This is a genomic window from Psychrobacter sp. UBA5136 (genome assembly GCF_002414005.1).
Lineage (GTDB): Bacteria > Pseudomonadota > Gammaproteobacteria > Pseudomonadales > Moraxellaceae > Psychrobacter.
In genome coordinates this window covers 46166-65250 of record NZ_DHYG01000066.1, presented here as the reverse complement: position 1 = coordinate 65250, position 19085 = coordinate 46166, and the positions used below count along the sequence as shown (strand labels likewise).

At 45.6% G+C, this 19085-nt stretch carries 14 protein-coding genes, 1 tRNA gene and 1 other RNA gene; 6 read left to right on the top strand and 10 right to left on the bottom strand.

The features are described from left to right. Positions 1–92 precede the first annotated feature (92 nt). The 6 genes from B4240_RS10820 to coaD form a co-directional block, all read right to left on the bottom strand. Positions 93–169: transfer RNA gene (locus B4240_RS10820), tRNA-Met, on the bottom strand. Positions 170–302: 133 nt separating this feature from the next. After that, positions 303–660: RNase P RNA component class A (gene rnpB, locus B4240_RS10815), an RNA gene on the bottom strand. Between the two features lie 49 nt (positions 661–709). Then, positions 710–1444 (bottom strand): dethiobiotin synthase, encoded by a 735-nt coding sequence (bioD, locus tag B4240_RS10810; RefSeq protein WP_296239131.1) that lies wholly within the window; start codon positions 1442–1444, stop codon positions 710–712. A 20-nt stretch (positions 1445–1464) separates the two neighbouring features. After that, positions 1465–2787: an adenosylmethionine--8-amino-7-oxononanoate transaminase gene (gene bioA, locus B4240_RS10805; protein WP_296239130.1), complete on the bottom strand. Its 1323-nt coding sequence runs from the start codon at positions 2785–2787 to the stop codon at positions 1465–1467. Positions 2788–2790: 3 nt separating this feature from the next. Next, positions 2791–3039, bottom strand: a complete 249-nt coding sequence (locus B4240_RS10800; protein ID WP_296239129.1) for a YfhL family 4Fe-4S dicluster ferredoxin — start codon at positions 3037–3039, stop codon at positions 2791–2793. A gap of 83 nt (positions 3040–3122) precedes the next feature. Further along, complete coding sequence (gene coaD, locus B4240_RS10795) at positions 3123–3632, bottom strand: pantetheine-phosphate adenylyltransferase (RefSeq protein WP_296239127.1); 510 nt, start codon at positions 3630–3632, stop codon at positions 3123–3125. A gap of 247 nt (positions 3633–3879) precedes the next feature. On the opposite strand from coaD, the gene smpB reads away from it, so the two are divergent. Next, positions 3880–4356 carry an SsrA-binding protein SmpB gene (smpB, locus tag B4240_RS10790; protein WP_296239124.1) on the top strand — a complete coding sequence of 159 codons (477 nt, stop codon included), beginning with the start codon at positions 3880–3882 and terminating at the stop codon, positions 4354–4356. A 117-nt stretch (positions 4357–4473) separates the two neighbouring features. Here smpB and rarD read toward each other — a convergent pair whose 3' ends face one another. Beyond that, positions 4474–5496 (bottom strand): EamA family transporter RarD, encoded by a 1023-nt coding sequence (gene rarD, locus B4240_RS10785; protein ID WP_296239122.1) that lies wholly within the window; start codon positions 5494–5496, stop codon positions 4474–4476. A gap of 290 nt (positions 5497–5786) precedes the next feature. On the opposite strand from rarD, the gene B4240_RS10780 reads away from it, so the two are divergent. The 5 genes from B4240_RS10780 to B4240_RS10760 all read left to right on the top strand — a co-directional run bounded on the left by B4240_RS10780 (position 5787) and on the right by B4240_RS10760 (position 11242). After that, positions 5787–6254 (top strand): Lrp/AsnC family transcriptional regulator, encoded by a 468-nt coding sequence (locus tag B4240_RS10780; protein ID WP_296239120.1) that lies wholly within the window; start codon positions 5787–5789, stop codon positions 6252–6254. A gap of 170 nt (positions 6255–6424) precedes the next feature. Next, a complete protein-coding gene (locus B4240_RS10775) occupies positions 6425–8920 on the top strand; it encodes a YgiQ family radical SAM protein (RefSeq protein ID WP_296239119.1) in 2496 nt (831 codons plus the stop codon). 366 nt (positions 8921–9286) lie between these two features. Further along, complete coding sequence (locus tag B4240_RS10770; protein ID WP_296239117.1) at positions 9287–9700, top strand: hypothetical protein; 414 nt, start codon at positions 9287–9289, stop codon at positions 9698–9700. Between the two features lie 266 nt (positions 9701–9966). Further along, positions 9967–10500 (top strand): hypothetical protein, encoded by a 534-nt coding sequence (locus B4240_RS10765; protein WP_296239115.1) that lies wholly within the window; start codon positions 9967–9969, stop codon positions 10498–10500. A gap of 34 nt (positions 10501–10534) precedes the next feature. After that, positions 10535–11242, top strand: coding sequence for a hypothetical protein (locus tag B4240_RS10760; protein WP_296239113.1), 708 nt, complete (start codon positions 10535–10537; stop codon positions 11240–11242). A 335-nt stretch (positions 11243–11577) separates the two neighbouring features. Here B4240_RS10760 and ligA read toward each other — a convergent pair whose 3' ends face one another. The 3 genes from ligA to B4240_RS10745 all read right to left on the bottom strand — a co-directional run bounded on the left by ligA (position 11578) and on the right by B4240_RS10745 (position 19056). Then, positions 11578–13671, bottom strand: coding sequence for an NAD-dependent DNA ligase LigA (ligA, locus tag B4240_RS10755; protein WP_296239111.1), 2094 nt, complete (start codon positions 13669–13671; stop codon positions 11578–11580). Between the two features lie 187 nt (positions 13672–13858). After that, on the bottom strand, positions 13859–14875 hold the full coding sequence (locus tag B4240_RS10750; RefSeq protein ID WP_296239110.1) for a cell division protein ZipA C-terminal FtsZ-binding domain-containing protein: 1017 nt from the start codon (positions 14873–14875) through the stop codon (positions 13859–13861). Between the two features lie 236 nt (positions 14876–15111). Then, entirely contained in the window at positions 15112–19056 is a 3945-nt protein-coding gene (locus B4240_RS10745) for an AAA family ATPase (protein WP_296239109.1), read from the bottom strand. Between the last annotated feature and the right edge of the window lie 29 nt (positions 19057–19085).

The window sequence follows — 19085 nt, the reverse complement described above, 5'->3', positions numbered from 1 at the left end:
GCAGACAGCGATAGATAATGGATAAAAATTAGGCAAAAAAAAACCAATCAAATAATGATTGGCATTTTTAATACTGCTGGTCTTACTAAATATGGTGGCGATGAAGAGACTTGAACTCTTGACCTCACGATTATGAGTCGTGCGCTCTAACCAGCTGAGCTACATCGCCATTTAAGGCTCGGTATAATACCGATAGAGATGACTATCGTCAACCCCTAATTATTGTTTTTTGCAAAAAATGCGAATTTTATTCAAATTCCTAGCAAATATTCGCTCAATTAACGATAAAAACGAACCATAAAAAAGTTGGTAGACCGATAAGCCGGGTTCTGTCGTGGACGATCATTCCTCTAGGCGCATCATCGCTGATACGCTCAAGCAACCTACCCGCATCGAACGCGGGCCGCGCCATGCCGATGCCTATTTGGTCTTGCTACGCGTGGAGTTTACCATGCCGTGAACTGTTACCAGCCACGCGGTGCGCTCTTACCGCACCCTTTCACCCTTACCTCGCTTACGCGGGGCGGTCTTCTCTCTGCTGCACTGGTCGTCAAGTTACCCTGCCCAGCCGTTAGCTGGCACGCTGCCCTATGTAGCCCGGACTTTCCTCCCCTGCGCCAACTGTTGCCAGTGTGCAGCGGCGATCGCCTAGTCTACCAAGCGCGCTAGTATAACAAAATTAGTATAAGGTGTGGAAAGTGTTTTCGGCTTATTTTTGCCAGCATGAAACAAAGTTTTTAGGAAGGCTGAAATCTCTACTCTTAGAACCATTCTCTTCTTGCACAGGTAACGTTAACCAGTGGGTATTTGGATAATGTTGTGCTAAATAATTTTGTAAAAAATCAATCGTGCTATTAGCGATCTCAGCATCCGTCTGAGCAGCATGATCATGTATATGGTTATAAATCACACTATGCAGCGTTAAACCACGTGCCCTAATCGCCTCTAAACTTAGCAAGGTATGATTGATACTACCAAGTCGCCCTGAGGTGACCAAAATAACTTGATAGCCTTCTTGAGCAATATACTCTAAGGTTAATAATTGCTCGGTCATTGGCACCAGTAATCCGCCTGCGCCTTCTAATAGCACCGCGTCGTAGTTTTGTTGCAATTGCTGTGTAGACTTAGTAATGACGTCAGGCTCTAAAACGCTGCTAGCAAGCTTAGCCGCTAAATGCGGCGATGCGGGCTTCTCATAACGATACGGACAAGTGGTAAAGTCAAAATCACAAGGTTGTAGCGAAATACCCATCAATCGACGATGAACAATAATATCGTCAGCAATATTCATCTCGCCATTGTCTGAATTGACACTAACGCCTGTTTGTACCAGCTTTTGGGTGATGACATTCACGCCTTGCTGCATGAGCGCCTTTGCCAACATACCCGTCGCATAAGTTTTGCCAATGTCGGTATCAATACCTGAAATAAATAACACGCTCATGAGTTAATTTATCCTTGTTTTTAACCTTGCTCTTGCATGGTTAAATACGTGCGCACCACGTCTAAAAGCGCTTGGCATAACGTCGACAGCTCGTCATCGCTAATCACATAAGGCGGCATGATATAAACCAGTTTTCCAAACGGTCGCACCCAAATGCTATTTTCAATGAGCAATGTTTGAAAAGTCGGCATATCAACCGCTTCATCCAATTCAATCACAGCAACGGCGCCCAAACAACGTACCTCTTTTACACCAGCCAACATCGCTGCAGGCGCAAGCTGCGTCTCCATGATAGCTTGCATATTTGCTGTATGTGCTTCGATGTCGTAGGACAAAATTAAATCAATCGATGCACAAGCAACCGCGCACGCTAAAGGATTGCCCATAAAAGTGGGACCATGCATAAGCGCCGGATACTTGCTGTGGTGAATGGTATCGGCGACCTTGCGCGTACACAAGGTCGCGGCAAAGGTCATATAGCCACCCGTCAGTGCTTTGCCAATGGTCATAATATCAGGGCTGATACCAGCATGCTCGCAAGCAAACAGTTTGCCGCTACGCCCAAAGCCAGTGGCGATTTCATCGGCAATCAATAGCACGTTATGCTCATCACACAATTGCCGTAATAGCTGCAAATATTCCGGACTATAAAAGCGCATCCCGCCTGCGCCTTGAATAATCGGCTCAATAATAAATCCGGCAAGCTTATGGCTATATTTAGCAAAAAATGCCGTTAATTCTTCACGTACGCTTTGGGTAATCTCGCGCTCAAATCCCAACGGCGGCGCAGAGACGAAATGCTGCGTCGGCAATTGCTGACCATAGAGGCTATGCATGCCCGTAACGGGATCACAGACGCTCATGGCGTGCCATGTATCGCCGTAATAGCCTGATTGCGTTGAAGCAAACTGATTTTTTTGTGCAAACCCCGCCGCGATTTGATATTGCAGCGCCATTTTTAGCGCCACTTCGACGGCAATGCTACCGCTGTCGGCATAAAATATGGCCTCAAGGCCTTTTGGTACGATAGCAAGCAGTTTTTTACCCAAATCTATCGCCGGCTGATGGGTTAAGCCGCCAAACATCACATGCGCCATTTTGCCCAATTGTGCCATCATCGCTGCATTGAGCGTTGGGTGATTATAGCCATGCACGCTTGCCCACCATGACGACATCCCATCAATCAGGCGCGTACCATCTTCGGTGAAGATATAAACGCCTTCGGCATGGTCAATCACGATATTTGGATAAGTAGGCGGCAAGCTGGCATAGGGATGCCAAAGGTGCTGTTGGTCAAAGTCGTTCGCTGGAAGATTGCTCGTTAAAGATTGCGTTATCGTCATGTTTTATTTACCAGTGATGCGCTTGTATTTTTCTAATAAATCGCTCTCAGTTTCGATATGATTTGGGTCATGCGGAATACAGTCGACAGGACAAATCACCACGCACTGCGGCTCATCAAAGTGGCCGACACACTCGGTGCATAAATTTGGATCGATGACATAAATATCATCGCCCTCTGAGATGGCTTCGTTTGGGCAAGCAGGCTCGCAGACATCACAATTGATGCATTCATCCGTAATTAATAACGCCATAAACTGCTCCTTATTTGCTAGCAGCTGATAATAAGTGAGTACGTCTGTTATTCACCATTAAATTGAATATTAGTTACTGTATATTACTTACCAAGTTTTTGTATAAAGGCTTCTGAGACGCAAGGTGGTACAAATTTTGTCACGTCACCGCCAAGCTTGGCAATTTCGCGAATCATGGTTGACGAGATAAACGAATAATTTTGCGACGGGGTTAAAAACACTGCTTCAAAGTTTTCATCAAGCTCGCGGTTCATATTGGCAAGCTGAAACTCATATTCAAAGTCTGACATCGCGCGCAAACCACGTAACACCGCCGTGGCGTTTTTTTCGCGCATAAAATCGACCAGCAAGCCTTCAAAACCAATGACCGACACTTGCGGTAAATCAGTAAATACCGTTTCGACCAAATGCACGCGCTCTTCGAAATCAAACAGTGGCTTTTTATGATGGCCAGAGGCAACGGCAATCACCACCTCATCGAATAATTTTGTGGCGCGTTTAACCAAGTCGACATGACCGTTGGTAATGGGATCAAAGGTGCCAGGATATAAAATCTTGGTATGCAATTTTGAAGAAGTAGCAGAAGTGCTCATAACAAGGCTAATAAGGTTGCTGATAATGACCCATATGCTAGCAAATTTTGCTCAAACTTCCTACTTATCTGCTACATTTGTCCTAACAGCCGATTTACCTTTTCGCCGTGCGCTTTGCTACAATAGTCGGTTCGACTCATCCCTCTTCATAGGCAAAAAATATCTGTATTAAAGGGCTAGGATGAGGAACAGTTAGACAGGGACAAGTTATACAAACCACGTATATAAAAGTCCTTATGGAGAAATTATGTCAAAAAAATCAAAAAAACCCGATAATCAAATCTGTGCCAATAAAAAGGCGCGTCACGAGTATTTTATTGAAGAAACCTTTGAGGCAGGGCTTGAGCTACAAGGGTGGGAAGTTAAAGCCATTCGTGCCGGCAAAATGACCATTACCGAAGCGTATATTATTTTTCGTAATAACGAGGCTTTTTTGTTTGGCGCGCATATTCAGCCGCTACTTTCAAGCTCAACGCATGTCAGTCCAGATAGCATCCGTACCCGTAAGCTGCTGCTCAATCGCCGCGAAATCGAAAAACTCATGGGCGCGGTTAATCAAAAAGGCTATGCCTGCGTGCCATTATCTTGCTACTGGAAACATTCATTGGTGAAATGCCAGATTGCGCTTGCCGTCGGTAAAAAACAGCACGATAAGCGTAAAACGTTAAAAGACCGCGACTGGGAACGTGATAAGCAGCGCGGCTTTAAGCAGCATTTGGATTAAAAGGTATTGTAAGCAATTGATTTTGATCTAACGCAAAAAGGACGATTCAGCATAATGTTGAAGCGTCCTTTTTTATGTGGTTGTTAAATTGAACTTATTAATTTAGCGCAGCAACGTTTAAAGCGTTTGAGCTGTTTCTTTAATTTGCGTCTTTTTATGCGCGCGGCGTAATTGACGGACCCCATGGACAATTAGGCAAGCAATTCCTAGCCAAATCAAACCATAGCTATAAACCATCGCCGATTCAAACGGATTGCCCAAGACGGTGATTGCTAAGATAAACAATAACGCTGGCTCTAAGTAACTCATCATGCCATAGACATTCACGGGCAGCATTTGACTGGCATCAACATTGGTTTTCATCGCTAGCACGCTAAGTACGCCTAAACCTGCCAGCATCATGATAAAAAAGCCAGAGCCGCCAACCAATCCTAAACTGCTCGGCGCAAACAAAAATAAATAAGCTACTGCAAAGGGAGCAAAGATGGTCAAATCCACCAACAATCCTGTAATCGCGTCGATACCTTGCAGGCGGCGTAAAATATAATAAATAGGATACATTCCGCAAACCCACAACGTCGCCCAAGACACACTTTGTGTGCGCACAATCTCACTTCCCACGCCGACAGCAGCAAAGGCAACGGCTAACCACTGGAGACGGCTTAATTTTTCGCCAAATAAGACGCAGCCAAAAACCACCATCATCAATGGAAATAAAAAATATCCCATCGCCGTTTGCACGCCTTGACCATTGACGGGCGCCCACATAAACAGCCAAAACTGACTGAGAAATATCGGCGTTGGTAATAACAACCATGCCCGCTGTTTCACCGTTTGCAGTGCTTTTAACTTACCAATGTGTAAACCTAAGCGCCCACTGATGAGCAAATAGCCAATGAGTGCTACCCACATCGCTAAGATGCGCCAGATAAAAACTTGCGTGCCAGATAGCGGCGCTAAAAAACTGCTATAGGCATAAAGCACACCAAACAATACGTTTGATAATATTGCCAAGGCCACGCCCATGATAAATGTACGTTGCTGCGCGCTACCTGCCGTCCAAACAGCAGGCAACGGCAAGCGCGAAACTGTAGCTGCGAGCATATTAGTAGAGAAATTAGATAGCGTTGAATTAGACATAATAAGTACCGTAAATATAAATAGACGTTAGAAGGTTTAGCGATTATTTTTTTATTTTTACTAGCTGGATTTATTAGTAAGCTTTCGTTGCTAGGTTTTGATTGCTAAGCTTTAATTAATAGCGTCTATTTTACTGAGGTGTTATGAAATATTATTTCTATACAAAAAGATTCTTGAATAAATTTATCAAAATAATTTCCATTATCTAATTATTTTCTTATTATTAAGTTAAATGCGGTAATATTTATAATAATGTTTAAACCGCTGTGATTCTTTAGGGATGGGATACTGTGAGCTATATCTTAGATGATACCGATAAAGCCATTTTAAATTTGCTACAGGACGATGCGACGTTGCCGTTAAAAACGGTGGCAGAACACGTACATGTTTCCATTGCCACCGCCCAGCGCCGTATTCAAGCATTAATAGACAACGGTGTGATTACCAAACAAGTCGCTATCGTCGATCCAAACAAGGTCGGCTACGGGCTTACGGCGGTGGTGATGATAGAGATGTCACGCTCGAATACCTCAATGCAGCATCGATTTGAACGCTTGATGCACGATCAGGCGCGGGTAATGAGCTGCTATGAAGTATCAGGCGATGCCGATTTTATGCTTATGGTTAATGCCAAAAACATGAATGATTATCATGAGTTTACGCGCAAGCTGCTCACCTACGAAAATAACGTGCGCAGCTTTAAAAGCCAGTTTGTGATGAATTTTACCAAGAGTGGCACAAAAATTTTGCTCGATTAAATCAGATATTTTACCTTACGCTATCAATAACTTATCGTAAATCCTTTCTCAGCGTTTATCACATCCTGAGCGCAATTCATGTTAAAATGAGCGCTTTTAAATCAGCCGTTGTTAATAAATGACAATAACGGCTATTTTTTAGCGCCATTTTCTTATTAACAGGTCCGCTCATGTCTGCCGATACCATCGCTCGCACCGCCTTTAAACAGGGCACCAAACCACTTTATGACTACGACAAACATTGGGCGAGCTGCTATGAGCCTGCGCCTTATTTGCCAATGAGCCGCAAAGAGATGGACGATTTGGGCTGGGACGCCTGTGATGTCATCATCATCTCAGGCGATGCCTATGTCGACCATCCAAGCTTTGGCATGGCGATTATCGGCCGCTTATTAGAAGCGCAAGGCTTTCGCGTCGGTATCATTGCCCAGCCTGATTGGAAAAGTAAAGACGCCTTTATGGAACTTGGTAAACCTGTCTATGCGTATGGCGTGACCGCCGGCAACATGGATAGTATGATTAACCGCTATACTGCTGACCGAAAAATCCGTAGCGATGACGCGTACTCGCCGGGTAACGTGGCGGACAAACGTCCTGACCGCGCCGCCATCGTTTATAGCCAGCGTTGCCGCGAAGCCTATCCCGATGTGCCGATTATTTTGGGCGGCATTGAGGGCAGCTTGCGCCGTATTGCTCATTATGATTATTGGTCGGATAAAGTCCGCCGTAGTATTTTGATGGACGCCCGCGCCGACGTTTTACTCTATGGAAATGCCGAGCGCGCCATCGTCGATGTGGTGCATGGTTTGTCAAAAGGTTACACCTTTGAGCAAATGAGCAGTTTGCGCGGTACAGCGTATTTACTGACCCCGACCCGTCGCCATTGGCAAGCGGGCATGACCGAGGTTGCCAGTAATGATGTCGATACCGTTGGCCGTGTTGATCCGATTATCAACCCGTATGTAATGACGGAAGATGTTGATCAGTGCTCAATCGAGCAAGATAAGACTAGCGCTTCACCCGTTGGGCAAGGCATGTCAGCGCAATATGCGAAACAATATCAAGGTTTTGTCGCCGAACCTGTAACCAATAAAGTCTTAAATGCTGACCAAGTCGATGAAGACACACAAGTGGTGCAATTGCGCGGTTTTGACAAGATAAAAACAGACAAACCGATGACCGCGCGTAAGCATAAACTAAAAATGCCGCCGCGCGAACAAACAGTGATTCGCCTGCCAGATTATGAGCACGTCAAAGCTGACCCAGTGTTGTACGCTCATGCCAACCGTATCTTGCATCTTGAAACCAATCCCGGTAACGCGCGCGCTTTGGTGCAGCGTCATAGTAGCGGCGCTGGCAACTCGCACACCTCGATTGACGTTTGGCTCAATCCACCACCGATTCCGCTTTCGACCGAAGAGATGGATTACGTTTTTGATTTGCCGTACGCGCGTCTGCCGCATCCAAGCTATGGCGACGCGCGCATCCCTGCTTATGATATGATTAAATTTTCGGTCAATATCATGCGCGGCTGTTTTGGCGGCTGTACGTTTTGCTCCATCACCGAGCACGAAGGCCGCATTATTCAAAACCGCTCAGAAGATTCTATCTTGCGTGAAGTCGAAGCGATTCGTGATACCGCGCCAAACTTTACCGGCGTTATCTCCGACCTTGGCGGTCCAACGGCCAATATGTATCGCCTCAACTGTAAAGATGAAACCATTGAAAAAAACTGCCGTAAGCCATCTTGTGTCTATCCTGACGTCTGCGACAACTTGATTACCGACCACAGCAATTTGACCCAGCTATATCGTAAAGCGCGTGATATTAAAGGCGTGAAAAAAATCCTCATTGCCTCAGGTTTGCGTTATGACTTGGCGGTAAAAGACCCTGAATATGTCAAAGAGTTGGTCAGCCATCATGTCGGTGGCTATCTAAAGATTGCCCCTGAGCATTCTGAAGAAGCGGTTTTGTCAAAAATGATGAAGCCTGGCATGGGCTCATACGATAAGTTTAAAGCCATGTTTGAGCAGTACAGCTTTGAGGCGGGCAAAGAGCAATATCTGATTCCATACTTTATCGCTGCCCACCCCGGTACCAGAGATGAAGACATGATGAACCTCGCGCTGTGGCTAAAAAGTCATGGTTATCGCGCTGACCAAGTGCAGGCGTTTTATCCAAGCCCAATGGCGACTGCGACCACCATGTATCATACTCATAAAGACCCACTGCACAAGGTCAGCCGCGAGGGCGGCGACATGGATATCGTCAAATCTGGTAAACAGCGTAAACTACATAAAGCTTTCTTGCGCTACCATGATCCAAAAAACTGGGGCTTGCTACGTAAAGCGCTGCAAGATATGGGACGCAGTGATTTGATTGGTAAAGGTCGCGGCTGCTTAATTCCGCCATTTAACGCCAGTTTAGAAGGTCGCGACGCGGCGCAAGACAGCTATCAATCGGCGCGTAAAAAGAATAGCCGCCTCGGTAATGACTCGGTCAAACGTAGCAAAAATAGTGCCAGCGCGGCAAAGAATACCTCGGGCAAAAATACGTCGGGTAAAAATACGTCGGGTAAAAATACGTCGGGTAAAAATGGCGAGCGAGTCAGTAAAGGTAACTTCCAAACTCAGCATACGGGCTTACCGCCGCGTAAGACTAAATAGTTAAATAGTTAATTTCTGGTAAATTGGCATATCTTAACTAAGCCTACATTCAAAAAGGCGCCTATCGACTAATAAGTGGATAGGCGCTTTTTTATATCTTTTTTAAGAAATAGACTGATCTCTTCGTACATCAATCATTTGGATTATCTAGGCTTAGCTATTTTACAAAAGCTGTTAAGGAAAACGTTACATTAGACAGCGTTTACGTAACTTGGCGAACAGGTAACAAACAATTTCTAACATTCTCGAGAAAGGCTTTTCGTTAATATAGGCGCTATATGCATAAGGCGTCGTTAAAAAGCGCATGATTAGAAAAAGCATAGCTAAAAAAAATACATGAGAATTTTTACATTTTTGGAGAATGCCATGAATACCCTAACTAAAGTTGCTGTTGCCCTACCTGCTCTAGCGCTCCTTAGCGCGTGTGCGACTACCGCCCCTGCTACGCCAAACAAAACCCCTGCTTCAGAAAGCGTCACCGATGCAGCTTATGACCGTATGGCACCGGCGCCTTATACCTGTACCGATAACGGCAAAATCTTGGCAAAACAATCTATCAATAAAAAACAAGTCATGCTAAATGCGACTCTACCTAAAGTAAACTGGGCCGACCAGCCAATCATTTTAAATGGCGGCGTCCAAGGCGCTACGGCAAGCTATGTCAATGAATCAAACCCAGAAGTGGTCTATGCGTGGCACATGAAAGGCGACAAAGGTATCCTTGCTATGAAATGGGCGAATGGCAAAGAATATCAAGTAAACTGTCAGGTAGGGAGATAATGATTTTGTTTTAATCGTTCACTGGTAATGATAAATCTATCATTGTTAAACTTAGCACTTTGATAAACAGTATAAACAGTCATCTTATGATGGCTGTTTTTTTATGCGTGCTGGTTTGGAGGGTTTTATAGAAAGCACGTGCGTCATTTATATTCTTAAAATAAGAAAAGGTATTTTGCTTCATTTCGCTAGAGAAGCCAAAAGAAAGCTGTCAAAATAGCGCTGATAGCAACTAAATGATAATCAATAATAAAAAGGATACGTCGATGGTTAAGCGCCTAATGAGTATGATGATAATGGCCAGTGTAGGCTTGGCGGCACTAACGAGCTGCGATAATAGCGCTGACAATTCTGATAGCGCCGATAAATCCGCTGCAACCGCAACGTCTGATGCGGCAGACGTCCATACTATCGACTGGTCAGCAGTCGATAGCGGTGAAAAACCTGCCAACCTTGCAGAGTATAATTATCCATTTGCAATCGATAGCCAAAACGTGCGTGATTATGCAGAGTATTTCGGCGTGGATAATGCCACCGCGCAGCACAATCTGACCGTGAGCATGGCAAGCAATGAAGCGCTGTCAAAAGTGCTCGATCAGCTTAGCGAGCACTACACCTCGCACGAGCTGACCGATGACAAAGAGATGAAACTTATCATTCATACCACGCCTGATGTCGCTGCCAGTCGCTATGATTATGTGCTGGCCGATGACTTTGCTAAAGGACTGGTATTACCTATCGTGATTCAGCCGGATAGTAAGAAGGGTGAGGTTAAGGCGCATGGGAAGGTGGCGGAGTAGAAGGGTAATTAATCTTATAAAATAAGGCAATTAAATGACTGAGAATATGCAAGAAAGATGTACTATAGACCTTTCAAATCCTTTTTGGCTACATTACCTATCTTTAGAGAAATCTCTCAAGGACATAAGTGAATATATAGCTATCAATGAAGATAATTCTCAAAGTTACTCATTTAAAAATATGCAATTATATTTTGCAATTTGTACTGAAATAGATAGTATATTTAAGCATATAAGAGATAATTTGCATCTAAAGAAAATCGAAAGGCCTAACATAGGTCATCACATAAAGATGATTAAAGACTATTTCCCCAAAATCGAAGAAACCATTCTAACGCTTAATATCAGCGGATTTGACTTAGACTTTCAACCTTTTCGAATCTTATTTGACAATGCTAACACAGAAAAAAGTAATGAAGACGTAGAAAAAAATTCAAACTATGAAGGTTGGTGGAAAGACTATAATTCAGTCAAGCACCAAAGACTTGAAAACTTCAAAAAGGCTAATTTAGATAACCTACTAAACTCATTTGCAGCTCTACATATATTAAACTTAGTTTATGCTATCAGTTTGAAAGAAAAACTAGTACTTATATATGATACAGTATTAATTCAAGCAAATGCTTTACGAGACTATCCTTTTTTTCAAGTTAGAGGAAGTGAAGTTATACGATATGTTGGTGGCGGTGGCGACTATTACGGTTGTTATTTGAGTAATAAGCATATCTATTCAGCAGATTAAAATAGATATAACGTCTTGAACTTAAAATGATGTGGGTTGCACTATTGCTAACTCACTCTACTATACTATTCAAGGGTGTAGGGCGCACCCTACTCAAATGTATGCAAAGTTCTCGCTCTTGCGCGAGGGACGAGCGCCGAGTGAACCATTAAAGAAAGACGGCTCATGACCCGCATATTTGCCCACTATTAAAGCAAGCGATGCTGAGGCCATGTTTTTTAATCTTTATCTTTTGCTCTTGTATAAATACCGAGTGCGTTATCAAAGATAAGCCTACCTAGAAAATTCCCTTTAAGGAATTTCCTCTTGCGAACCTAACAAAGCAGTGCTTTGTTTTAACGGTTCTCACCAACCAACGCCAAAAACTCTTCCTCACCCATTATCTTAACGCCCAATTTTTCCGCTTTGGTGAGCTTCGAGCCAGCCTTATCCCCTGCCAGTAGCGCCGTGGTTTTTGCCGAGATACTACCTGAGACTTTGGCTCCGAGGGCCTGCAGTTTGGCTTTGGCCTCATCGCGCGCCATGCTATCGAGTGCGCCTGTGATGACCCACGTTTGCCCATCGAGCGGCAGTCCCGCTGACGCTACTTGCTCAACCTTGTCCCAGTGCACGCCCGCTTCGCGCAGGGCGGTAATGACTTCGATATTATGCGGTGCGCGAAAAAACTCATGGATAAGCTCAGCGGTGATTGCGCCGACGTCAGGCGTTTGTAAGAGTTTATCAATATCTGCTGCCATTAAGCTATCAAGGTGGCCAAATTGCTGAGCAAGATTTTGCGCGGTCGTTTCACCAACGCCGCGAATACCAAGCGCATAAATAAAGCGCGCAAGCGTCGTCTGTTTACTGGCTTCGATGGCATTAATGATATTTTGTACCGACTTTTCGCCCAATTTTTCAAAATTAATCAGCTCATCCGTATGCTTATGCAACTGATAAATGTCGGCGACGGTCTTAACCAAACCATGCTCAAAAAAGCTAATCAGCCAACTGGCGCCCAAACCATCGATATCCATCGCCCGGCGCGAAACGAAGTGAATCAGCGCTTCGGTCTGCTGGGCGGGACAAAACAGGCCGCCTGTACAACGCGCCAAGGCTTCACCTTCGGGCAGCACCACAGGCGAGTCGCAGACGGGGCAGGACGCTGGCAGTTCAACAGGATTTGAATCTGTTGGTCGCTGATCAACCCAGACGCGGGTGACTTTGGGGATGACATCGCCTGCACGGTGGACACTGACCATATCACCTGCGCGCACATCTAAGCGCTGAATTTCACCAAAGTTATGCAAGGTGACATTGCTGACGGTGACGCCGCCGACTTTGACTGGTTCTAATTTACCAACTGGGGTAATTTGTCCGGTGCGTCCAACTTGCCATTCGATATCGTTTAAGCGCGTCATCACCGTTTCAGCGGGGAATTTATAGGCGGTTGCCCAGCGCGGCTCCCGTGATAAAAAGCCAAGCTGCTGCTGCAAGGCCAAATTATTTACCTTAATCACCATGCCATCAATCTCAAATGGCAGCTGACTACGGGTTTCAATCATCGACTCATAATAGGCTTGGGCTGCGCGCGGGTTTTGCACAATCTCGACCGCACTCACCGTAAAACCGATATTTGTTAGCCATGCTAGCGCGGCAGATTGAGTTTCGATAGTTTCAGGTAAACCTTGATTGACTGAGTAGCAATAGAAAGCTAACGGACGGCTAGCGGCAATGGCGGGGTCAAGCTGACGTAAACTGCCAGCGGCAGCGTTGCGCGGATTGGCAAAAGTTTTATCGCCTTTTTCTTCCGCTAAGCGGTTTAAACGCTCAAAGCCTGCTTTTGGCATCAGCACTTCACCGCGCACTTCTAACAGCTCAATATCAGCCGCAGCAGCTACCCAAAGCGGCAGATTGCGAATAGTCTTAGCATTTTGGGTAATATCCTCGCCCGTTTGCCCATCACCGCGCGTTACCGCTTGCACAAATTTACCATACTCGTACTTGATTGACACCGCCAAACCATCTAGCTTTAACTCCATCTCGTACTCAGGGTTTTTCTGCGCCTCATTAAGACGATCATTGACGCGGCGCATAAAACCATGCAGCTCGTCATAATCAAAGACGTTGCCAAGCGAGAGCATGGGAGCATCATGCCTGACTTGGGTAAAGGCAGATAGCGGCGTATCGCCAACTTGGTTAATTGGGCTGTCTGGCTGCACCAAATCTGGATATTCTTCTTCAAGCTCCAATAAAGAGCGCCGCAATTGATCATATTCGCTGTCTTCTAAGATAGGATTGTCGAGCACGTAATAGGCATAATTGTGCTTTTTAAGAGCCTCGATAAGCGTGCGCATTTGGGTGACGATAGCAGCATCATTTTCTGCAGGTTTTGCAGTACTGATGTTTTTATTGGTGTCTTTAGAGCTAAGCGGTGAAGTAGAATCAGTCATAATCGGCGTCTTTTTTTGCAATTCAAGATGCCGATATCATAACAAGTTTGCAAGAAGGCCGGATAAAATTTTATAGGAAATTGGGTTAATGAAATGTCATAAACCAAAAACTAAAAAGGCAAATAACGGTAAGCGCTATTTGCCTTTAGCATATTTATCACCACTTTTAAGCGATAATTTTTAACCTTTAACCTTCATAATCACGAACTTGATTACGCAATTGCTGTTTGTACTCTGGGGTAATGGGGTCGTTTTCTTCATCAAGCATAACAGCGTCCAAATCGCTTGCCATCATATACGCAATGCTCATCATGCTATCGAAGCTACGCAGCGCTTGCGGATGCGGCAGCGATAAAAATAGCACCACGCCATTATAACTATTGGTCGCCACGCTATGCGGGTCAAAAGGCGCGATACCATTATCCGTAATGCCCATCATACTAAACCATAGCATGCCGGTGCCGTCTTTTTGCTCATAGCGATGGAACATATTCATCGCCCCATAACGCAAGCCATATTTATCAACCAGCGCCAATAAATCACGCCCCCGAATCACCGCTGCTGGACGGTCGCGGTATTGGTGCGGCAAGATGGTGATATTGATATTGTCTTTGGCATTGATTAACGGACCGTTTTGCGCTTCGTCAACCGGCTCTGATAAATGTTGGTCAAGTATCGGGCTATTATTATCAAAGCTTGGCTCGTCTGCCGTATCAATGACTGGCATCAGACTGTCGGTTGCTGACATGAGGCTTGAAAAGGCGTCCGGCTCTTGCTCGATATGCATCTGCTCAGCCACTTCTGCAAACTCGCTATCATCCGCACGCTGCTGCTCTTCTTGCCAGCGCGCATAGTCAGCGCCATCTAGCGTATGGCTATTATCTTCGCGCGCTTCACTACTTTTAGCTGTTGGCTGCGCATCATTATTGGCATGGGCTTGGGTCAACGGCTCGTCTTCAACGACGGCATTGAGATAACTGCGGTCAGGGGCGATACTGGTTTCGCCTGCCACCGTATCGTCCAAGTCTGGCTGCTCGACGATATTGCGCTCATGACGCGGAATGATAGGGATACCGTTTTTATCATAATTGACCGCGGCAGCCTCAGCAGTTTTGCGCCGTTTAAAGCTGCGAATGACCATAAACAGCCCTGCAAGCACGATAAATGCGGCAATGGCGATCAAGATAAACTGGATAGCGGTCATGAGAAATACATCCTAATATCTGACAAAAGGGAAGGCACAAGTATGAAGAAATGGCAATAGTCTAGCACGGCTAATGCATATCGTCACCATATAGTCAGCGTTTATCATGGGTCCCGAAGCCTTCATTAACTACTTGCCCGGCTACTTGCGTGACTTTATGTCCAGCAAATCCAGCCCTAACTATACCACTGACCATTGCTAGCCGTTATCACTATTTTTGCTATACAGCGCTGCTCTTAATCAGCAAGGTAACGTGCTGCTTCATCAAGTGAGACACTGACCAAAGTAGAAATACCCGCGCTTGGCATGGTGACGCCTTTTAACTCATCCGCAATTTGCATCGTCAGCTTATTATGGCTGATAAAAATAAACTGCAAATCATCTGCTAGCTCATTTATTAAGCTGGTAAAACGAGCGACGTTGGCATCGTCAAGCGGCGCATCGACTTCATCCAGCACACAAAACGGCGCGGGATGCTGCTTAAAGATGGCAAAAATTAAGCTTAGCGCGGTGAGCGTTTTTTCACCACCTGACAGTACCGCAAGACGGCTATTGCGCTTACCCTTTGGCTGTGCCATCAACGTCAGCCCTGCCCGCCATTGTTCTGATTTTGGCGCATTAGCAGGCATATCTTCTAAATTTAACGTTAAGCTTGCTTGCCCGCCGCCAAAGACTTTGGCAAATAAACTAGCAAGCTCGTTATTGACCGCCTCTAACGTCTGCATAAATAGCGTCTTGGTGGTTTCATCAATTGAAGCAATCGCCTCCGTCAGCGTCTCCATACTCGCAGCAATATCGGCTGTTTGCTGCGCAAGTGGCTCCAAGCGCTCATTCACCTCCGCCAATTCTGCCACGGCGGCAAGATTGACCGCGCCAATTTTGCTTAGTTGCTGCTCAAGCTTCGCACATTCAGATTCTAATTCTGCAATTTTATCGGGACGTATACGGCGATCATGAGCGATAAAGTCCGCTAATAAGTTTGATACGTTCATTACTTGTTGCTGATGCTGGGACTGCTGCGACATCTCCGATGGCGCTTGATATTTATGGCTGATTTTATCATAAGCATTTAGCGCTTCTTGCGTATGGCTTTTGGCATCGTCTAAACGCGCGGCGCTGAGTGCCAATTCTGTCGCAAGATGGGCAAGCTCGCTTTGCTGCGTTTGCAAGGTATTTTGCAAGCTATCTAGCTCGCCCTGCTGCTGATTATATTCCTCTTTAAGCGCCGTTAGTGCTGTTTCGCATTCTATTAACACCGCCTGCTGTTTATCGCGCGCTGTTTGTGCGGTTTGTAAGGCTGCTTGCAGCGCTGGCAGTTTGTTTTGCTGCTGCTCAAGACGCGCCTTTAAGCTCTGCTCGCTTTGTAGCGATTTATCATATTGCTCGCTTTCCCGTGCAAGACCACTCACGCTATGCTCTAAGCGCATCTCGCTTTGCTGCATACGCAGCTGCAATGCCTGCCAAGCATCATCATCCGCCTGCCTCGTACGAGCGAACTCACTACGCTCGGACTGCAATTGCTGACTTAATGTACGCGCATCGGCTATTTGCGGTGCCAACGCTGCTATCTTATTTTGTATCTGTTGCTGCTCAAGATTTAGCGCTTGCTGCTCTTGTTCTAGCTCTTGCTGCTCTTGTTCAAGGGCTACTTTGTCAGCATTTAGGCGCTGACTGTCTGCTTGTAGACGCTCCGCATTGGCGCGCTCGGTAATGAGCTGTTGCTGATAGGTGTGTTTATCGCGGGTCAATTGCTCAGCTTGCGCGCGCGTTTCTTCTAAGCTGACGGTCAGTGCATCATAGCTGCGTTGGTTATCAGCAATCGCCTTTTGCTGATGTTGTATTTTAGTCTCGAACTCATCAAGCAAGTCTTCTAATGCTTGCAGACGATTACGCTGCTGCAAACGCTGGCTTAAGAATTGGCTATCATTTTGTCCGTTTTGTCCGCCAGCAAATTTACTAAGATTTATCGTACCCTGACGACTGATAATCCAGCCGTCCGAGGTCAGTAAAATAGCGGATGATGGCAATATTTTTAAAGTATTGGTGAGCGCTTCAAAATTTTGTTTGTTAGTGTTTTTAGGCTCTGCAATGTATAAATAGCAGTGCTGCCAAAGCGCTAAGTTAGGTGCGCTAATAAGCTCTGATAAAGGCAGCAATTTATCAATTAAGTTATCTGGCAAATTGCCGATAAATGGCTTTGAATTTTTAACATTTTGCTTAGCAGGTAGCCATAAGCTATGACCTGTTTCTATCTGCGATTTATTTTCTTTATTGGTAAGCGTATTTTGCGTAGTCTGATAAATAAATAAATCTTTTAATTCAGCCTCAAGTACTTGCCATAAACTATCGATCTTTTGAAAGTTATCATTACGCTTTTCAGTGTTTGATTGGCTAGAAAATAACACATGGCTATCGAGCCATAACGCTAATACGACATCCAATAACTCTGCGTATTGTTGCCCTTTTGCGCTTAGCTCAATTTGTTCGCGCAAGGTTGTCATGGCCAATTCATGATAACTATTGACAGAGCCATTGACGTGGCTACTTTCTACCTCAGTTTTTGCATGCATAAGCGGTTGCGGTTGTGGCTTAAATGTCGGCTTCGGATGCAGTATTTGATGCAAGGTGTCATACTCACCTGCCAATACCGCATGACGTTTTTCATCCTCGCTCAACTCACGCTGCTGCTTGTGCAAACGTTGCTGCAACTCATGCGCTTGCGGTTGTAACTCTGCTAATCGCTCATCAATACTGTCTTGTTGACGTTCAATCTGCTGCAACTGTTTATTAAGCTCAGACACTTGCGTATTTAATGTGTGCTGTAAATTACTTGCATCAATTTTTTGGCGTCCATCAGCACTTTTAACTGGTGATAGTGACTGTTGTAGTTGCTGCCACAAATTCTGCCAGTTTTGCTGGCGGCGCTGCCATTTTTCATGGTTTTGCTGCTGGCGTTTTTGCGCTTGGTTGTTAATCGCTTGCTGCTGCTCAAGCGCACGTTCTTTTTCTTGTAGTCGTGATAGCTTATTTTGCGCGTCATGGTAGGCGCGCTGCAATGGTTGCTCGCTGCGTTTATGCGAATCGCGTTTACTGCTCAGCTCATCAAGCTGCGGGCGCAATGCATCTAGGACATTTTGCTGCTCGGCTTGCTCAGCTTTTAAGCGTCCAATCTCGCTCACTGCTTGATTACGCTGCTGCTCTAAACTTGCTAATTGCTGTTCAATGACGTTTAATTGTGATTTAGCATCGCCTAATTGATGCTCGGCTCGTTGATAGCTTAGTTGCTGCTGATAGTGGCTGCTTTGCGCATCGTCTTTGAGCCATTGTTCTTGATTGATATGGGCAACAAGCTTATCTTGTTTGGCTTTTAGCGTGTCATAACTGGCTTGCAATATGGCAACTTCATTAGCGCTGCGCTCATGGGCAACTTTTTGCTGCTGCTGATTATGCTTTGCTTGATATAACTGTTGAATAGCAAGCTGCTGCTTGATATCAGCAAGCGTTAATGCCAGCTCTTCATAACGCTCGGCACTGGCCGCTTGCTTAGACAAGCGCTTTTGTTGACTGACCAGCTCGCTTTGCATGTCGTGCAGACGGGTCAAATTATCCTGCGTCTTCTCAAGCTTCTTTTGCGTCTCTTCACGGCGCGCTTGATAGCGCGAAACGCCAGCCGCCTCTTCGATAAATTCACGCAACTGCAGCGGGCTAGATTCAACAATACGCCCAATCATACCCTGCTCGATGACCGCATAACTGCGTGCGCCAAGCCCTGTACCTAAGAACACATCGACCACATCACGGCGACGACAACGCGTGCCATTGATAAAATAGTCCGAGCGGCCATCCAAATTTACTTGTCGGCGGACAGACAGCTCGTGATAGAGATTAAACTCATGACGAATCCCCGTCTGCTCATCTTGCGTATGCTCAAAGGTCAGCTCAACGCTGGCGACACTTTTGGCGGCTTTATCTTGCGTGCCCGCAAAGATGACATCGCTCATCGCCCCGCCGCGGAGCTGCTTGGCGGACGTTTCGCCCAGCACCCAGCGAATGGCATCAATGACGTTGGATTTGCCGCAGCCGTTTGGCCCGACAATGGCGGTAATACCGTGGCGAAAGGTAAAAGTCGTAGGATTGGCAAAGGATTTAAAGCCTGCCAGCTTGAGAGATTTTAGGCGCATGAAATATCGATAAACTTAGCAAAAACAGG

Coding starts and splice junctions, on each gene's coding strand:
- B4240_RS10765 (WP_296239115.1), top strand. CDS start 9,967: ATGGTTAAGCGCCTAATGAGTATGATGATAATGGCCAGTGTAGGCTTG.
- rarD (WP_296239122.1), bottom strand. CDS start 5,496: ATGTCTAATTCAACGCTATCTAATTTCTCTACTAATATGCTCGCAGCT.
- B4240_RS10750 (WP_296239110.1), bottom strand. CDS start 14,875: ATGACCGCTATCCAGTTTATCTTGATCGCCATTGCCGCATTTATCGTG.
- B4240_RS10760 (WP_296239113.1), top strand. CDS start 10,535: ATGACTGAGAATATGCAAGAAAGATGTACTATAGACCTTTCAAATCCT.
- bioD (WP_296239131.1), bottom strand. CDS start 1,444: ATGAGCGTGTTATTTATTTCAGGTATTGATACCGACATTGGCAAAACT.
- bioA (WP_296239130.1), bottom strand. CDS start 2,787: ATGACGATAACGCAATCTTTAACGAGCAATCTTCCAGCGAACGACTTT.
- coaD (WP_296239127.1), bottom strand. CDS start 3,632: ATGAGCACTTCTGCTACTTCTTCAAAATTGCATACCAAGATTTTATAT.
- ligA (WP_296239111.1), bottom strand. CDS start 13,671: ATGACTGATTCTACTTCACCGCTTAGCTCTAAAGACACCAATAAAAAC.
- B4240_RS10800 (WP_296239129.1), bottom strand. CDS start 3,039: ATGGCGTTATTAATTACGGATGAATGCATCAATTGTGATGTCTGCGAG.
- B4240_RS10775 (WP_296239119.1), top strand. CDS start 6,425: ATGTCTGCCGATACCATCGCTCGCACCGCCTTTAAACAGGGCACCAAA.
- B4240_RS10745 (WP_296239109.1), bottom strand. CDS start 19,056: ATGCGCCTAAAATCTCTCAAGCTGGCAGGCTTTAAATCCTTTGCCAAT.
- B4240_RS10770 (WP_296239117.1), top strand. CDS start 9,287: ATGAATACCCTAACTAAAGTTGCTGTTGCCCTACCTGCTCTAGCGCTC.
- smpB (WP_296239124.1), top strand. CDS start 3,880: ATGTCAAAAAAATCAAAAAAACCCGATAATCAAATCTGTGCCAATAAA.